General features: G+C 68.1%; 2 protein-coding genes. Both read right to left on the bottom strand.

Features of this window, described 5'->3' with window-relative positions; translation table 11 throughout:
* Positions 1-46 precede the first annotated feature (46 nt).
* A complete protein-coding gene (locus J8I87_RS43060) occupies positions 47-1522 on the bottom strand; it encodes an efflux transporter outer membrane subunit (RefSeq protein WP_209938693.1) in 1476 nt (491 codons plus the stop codon).
* Position 1523: 1 nt separating this feature from the next.
* Positions 1524-4814 carry an efflux RND transporter permease subunit gene (locus tag J8I87_RS43055; protein WP_209938695.1) on the bottom strand — a complete coding sequence of 1097 codons (3291 nt, stop codon included), beginning with the start codon at positions 4812-4814 and terminating at the stop codon, positions 1524-1526.
* Positions 4815-4861: the final 47 nt, after the last annotated feature.

Raw genomic sequence — 4861 nt, 5'->3', positions numbered from 1 at the left:
GGCACGGCCCTCGCCACACGCCCCAGATAGTTCGAAGCCGTCTCGCTCATTTGACGTCCTGCGGCGGCGCATCCCCGCCCGTGTGCGTGGACTGCGTGGACTGCGCGGACTGCGTCGTGAGCCCTTCCGCATCGACGACCCAGCCGCCGCCCATCGCCTTGTACAGGTTCACGTACGACACCAGCACGCCCGCCTGCGTCTGCGTCTGGCTCAGCTGTGCGTTAAAGAGACTGCGCTCGGCGTCGAGCACCTCGATGTAGCTCGTATAGCCGCCCTCGTAACGCAGCCGCGCCAGATGCGCATAGGTGGCCAGCGCCTCGACCTGCTGCCCCTGCACGTCGAACTGCTCGCGCAGCTTCTGCGACGAGATCAGCGCATCGTCGACCTCCTGGAACGCCACCTGGATCGCCTTGCGGTACGAGTACAGCGCCTGCTGCTGCACGGCCTCGGCCTGCTTCACCTGGCCCGTGATCGCGCCCCCCGTGAAGATCGGCTGCGTGATCGCGCCGGCAAACGACCACACCCGCGAGGGCCCCGTAAAGAGCTTCGAGAACTGCCCGCTTTGCGTGCCGAACAGGCCCGTGATCGAGATCTGCGGGAAATACAGCGCCTTCGCCGCGCCGATCTGCGCATTGGCCGCGACCAGATCCTGCTCGGCCTGGCGCAGGTCGGGGCGCCGTTCGAGCAGATCGGACGGCAGCCCGGCCGGCACGGCGGGCGCCGCGAGCTCCGCGAGCGCGCGGCCTCGCAGGATGTCGCCCGGATTGCGCCCGAGCAGCACCGACAGCGCGTCCTCCTGCTGCGCGATCTGCGCCTCGATCTGCGGAATGCGCGCGCGCGAGTCCTCGTACTCGGACTGGCTTTGCGCCAGCTCCATCTGCGAGACCTCGCCGCCCTGGAAGCGCAGCTCGAACACATGCACGGAGTCGGCGCGGCTCGCCGTGGTCGCCTTCGCGATCTCCAGCTGCCGGTCGAGGCTGCGCAGGTTGATGTACGACGACGCCACCGACGACACCAGCGTGAGGACCGTGCCGCGCTTCGCTTCCTCCGTCGACAGCAGGCTCGCGCGCGCGGACTCCGTGAGCCGCCGGTTGCGGCCGAACAGGTCGATCTCCCACGACGCCGACAGCGCCGCCGTGTACGTGTTGAACACCGGGTTGTTCAGGTTCGCGAGCAGCGGCGAGCCCGAGGTGGGCAGCCGCTGGCGCTCGGCGTCGAAGCTCGCGCCGACCTGCGGCAGCAGCGCCGCGCGGGTCGTGACGAACTGGCCGAGGAACTGGTCGACACGCGCCGCGGCGACCTTCACGTCGTTGTTGTTCGCGAGCGCGGTGGTGATCAGCTCGTCGAGCACGGGATCGTTGAACTGCTTCCACCATTCGGTGTTCGCCACGTCCGCCGCGTAGCTGTCGGGGAAGCGGTAGGTGGCGGGCACCTCGAGCGGCGGGCGCGAGTAGTCCGGCCCGAGCAGGCAGCCGCCCAGCGCGAGGGCGCACGGCACGCACAGAAGCAGAACGCGTCGCATGTCAGTCATCCTCGCGCGGGGCGGACGGGCTGGTGGTGGTGCCGCCGCTGCCCGGTCCGCCCGTGCTGGCCGGGCCCGCCACCGACGGCGGCACCTTCGGCGGCCCGGCCGGCCCCGGCCCGGCAGGCGGCGAGGCGGGCGGCACATCCCCCGCCTCGGTGCCCTTGCCCTTCTTCTTGCCCGAGCGCTCCGACATCGTCTCCAGCACATAGAAGAACATCGGGATGAAGAACACGGCGATCGCGGTGGCCCCCAGCATCCCGCCGATCACCCCCGTGCCGATCGAATGCCGGCTGTTGGCCGACGCGCCCGTGGCGATCGCGAGCGGCACGCAGCCAAGAATGAACGCGAGCGAGGTCATCACGATCGGGCGCAGCCGCTCCTCGGCCGCCGTCATCGTCGCGTCGAACACCGACTTGCCCGACTCGCGGTTGAGCACCGCGAACTCGAAGATCAGGATCGCGTTCTTCGCCGCGAGCGCCACCAGCATCGTCAGGCCGATCTGGAAGTACACGTCGTTGTTCAGCCCGCGCAGCAGGATCGCCAGCAGCGCGCCGAACAGCGCGAACGGCACCGCCATCAGCACGCCGAACGGCAGGCTCCACTTCTCGTACTGCGCCGCCAGGATCAGGAACACCATCACCAGCCCGAACACGAACACGAGGCTCGAGGTGCCGCCCGACTGCTTCGCCTCGAACGCTTCGCCGCTCCACGCGATCCCGTAGTCCGAGGGCATCGTCGCGGCGATGTCCTCGAGCGCGGCGATCACCTGGCCCGACGCATAGCCGGGCGCCGCGTTCGCGGTGATCTTCACGGCCGGGAAGTTGTTGAAGCGCGTGATCAGGTCCGGCCCCGTCACGTAGCGCGAGGTCACCACCGACTTGAGCGGCACCATGCTGCCGTTCGCGCTGCGCACGAAGACCTGCGTCAGGTCCTCGGGCTTGAGGCGGTACGACGGCTCGGCCTGCAGGATCACCTGCCACAGCCGGCTCGAGCGGTTGAACTGCGACACGTACAGCGAGCCGAACATCGTCTGCATCGCGCTGTAGACGTCCTGGACGGGCACGCCCAGCGTCTCGGCCTTGTCGCGGTCCACGTCCGCCAGCAGCTGCTGCGAGCTCGCGTTGAAGGTCGAGGTGACGCCCGTGAGCTCGGGGCGCTGCTTCGCCTTCGCGACGAAGTCGTCGACCACGGCCGCGAACTGCGCGATCGTCGCATCGCCCTTGCTCTGGATCCACATCTCGGTGCCGCCCGTGGTGCCGAGCCCCGGAATCGACGGCGGATTGAGCGGCAGGATGATGCCCTGGCGCACCTGCGACAGCGTCCGGTACGCATCGATCAGCACCGCGCGCGCATTCTGCGTGCGGATATTGGCCGACTTGTAGCGCTCCTCGAAGCTTTTGAAGCCGACGAAGAAGGTCGACGCGTTGTTCTTGTTCTGGCTGTCGAGGAGGCTGAAGCCATCGACGGTGGTGATGCTGCCCACGGCCGGCTGCTTCATGAAGTAGTCGGTCACGCGCTGCGAGACCTCGCCCGTGCGGTCCAGCGACGCGGCATCGGGCATGATCACGGCGCCCAGCAGATAGCCCTGGTCCTCGGGCGGCAGGAACGCGGTCGGGATGTCGCGCATCATCACGACGGCCAGCGCGATCATGCCGGCAAACAGCAGCAGCGCGATCGCAAAGCGTTTGATCACGAGCCGCACCGCGCGCGTGTAGCCCGCCGTCATGCGCGCGAACTGGTTGTCGAACCAGCGGAAGAAGCCCTTCTTCTCGTGATGCCCGGGCTTGAGCAGCAGCGCCGCGAGCGCGGGCGAGAGCGTGAGCGCGACGACGCCGGAGATCACCACGGAGATCGCGATCGTGATCGCGAACTGCTTGTACATCTGCCCGGTGATGCCGCCCAGAAACGCCACGGGCACGAATACGGCGCACAGCACCAGCACGATCGCGATCACGGGGCCCGCCACTTCGTCCATCGCCTGCTTGGCGGCCGTCTTCGGGTCGAGCCGGTGCACCGTCATGTTGCGCTCGACGTTCTCGATCACGACGATCGCGTCGTCCACCACGATGCCGATCGCGAGCACCATGCCGAACAGCGTGAGCATGTTGACCGAGAAGCCGAGCGCGGCCATCCCCATGAAGGTGCCGACGATCGACACGGGCACCGCGAGCACCGGGATCAGCGTCGCGCGCAGGCTCTGCAGGAACACGAACACGACGATCACCACCAGCACCACCGCCTCGAAGAACGTGTGCACGACGTCGGCGATCGATGCGCGCGTGAACTCGGTGGTGTCCATCGCGATCTCGTAGTCGATGCCCTCGGGGAACGACTTCTTCATCTCGGCGAGCGTGGCGCGCACCTGCTTCGAGACGTCGAGCGCGTTGGCGCCCGGCTGCTGGTAGACGGCGATCACGGTGGCGGGCTTGCCCTGGAAGTTGCTGCGGATCGAGTAGTCCTTCTGGCCGAGCTCGGCGCGCCCGATGTCCTTCAGGCGCACGATCGCCGCGCCGCCGCTCTGCGCGCGGATGATGATGTCCTCGAACTCGGCGGGCTCGGTCAGGCGCCCCGAGGTGGTCACGGCGAACGACTGCTCGACGGGGGCGCCCGTGGGCGACTGGCCCAGGCGCCCGACGGCGAACTGCTGGTTCTGGTTGGCCACCGCGCGCTGCACGTCGGCGGCCGTGATGCCCAGCTGCGCCATGCGGTCGGGGCGCAGCCAGATGCGCATCGCGTAGTCGGGCGTGCCGAAGATGCTCGACTGGTTCGCGCCGGGGATGCGCTTGAGGGCGTCGAGCACGTAGACGTTCGCGTAGTTGGCGATGTAGGTGGCGTCGTAACGCTCGCTGGCCGAGTAGATCGCGATCACCATCATGAACGCCTGCGACTTCTTCTGCACCTGCACGCCCTGGTTGGTGACCGACTGCGGCAGCTGCGGCAGCGCGAGGTTCACGCGGTTCTGCACGTCGACCTGGGCGAGCTCGGGGTTCGTGCCGATCTGGAAGTACGCGTTGATCGTCAGGTTGCCCGTGGAGGAGCTCGACGAGCTCATGTAGATCATGTTGTCCGCGCCGTTGACCTGCTGCTCGATCGGGGCGGCCACGTTGTTGGCCACCACGTCGGCGCTCGCGCCCGGATAGGTCGCGGAGATCGTGATCTGCGGCGGGGTGATGTCGGGGTACTGCGCGGTGGGCAGCGCGAGCATGGCCAGCGCGCCGCCCAGCGTGATGACGATCGAGATGACCGAGGCGAAGATCGGACGGTCGATGCAGAAGTGTGAGATGTTCATCGGATCGGGTGCGCCGGGTTGCGCCGGCTGGCGTCGGTCGTCATCGG

Origin of the sequence: Paraburkholderia sp. LEh10, from assembly GCF_017814945.1 — a bacterium.
Lineage (GTDB): Bacteria > Pseudomonadota > Gammaproteobacteria > Burkholderiales > Burkholderiaceae > Paraburkholderia.
Note: the sequence above shows the minus strand (reverse complement) of the source record. Positions and strands in the feature narration are given on the sequence as shown.

Bases quoted from the DNA above. Each gene is read 5' to 3' on its own strand.
- J8I87_RS43060 (WP_209938693.1), bottom strand. From the start codon at position 1,522: ATGCGACGCGTTCTGCTTCTGTGCGTGCCGTGCGCCCTCGCGCTGGGC.
- J8I87_RS43055 (WP_209938695.1), bottom strand. From the start codon at position 4,814: ATGAACATCTCACACTTCTGCATCGACCGTCCGATCTTCGCCTCGGTC.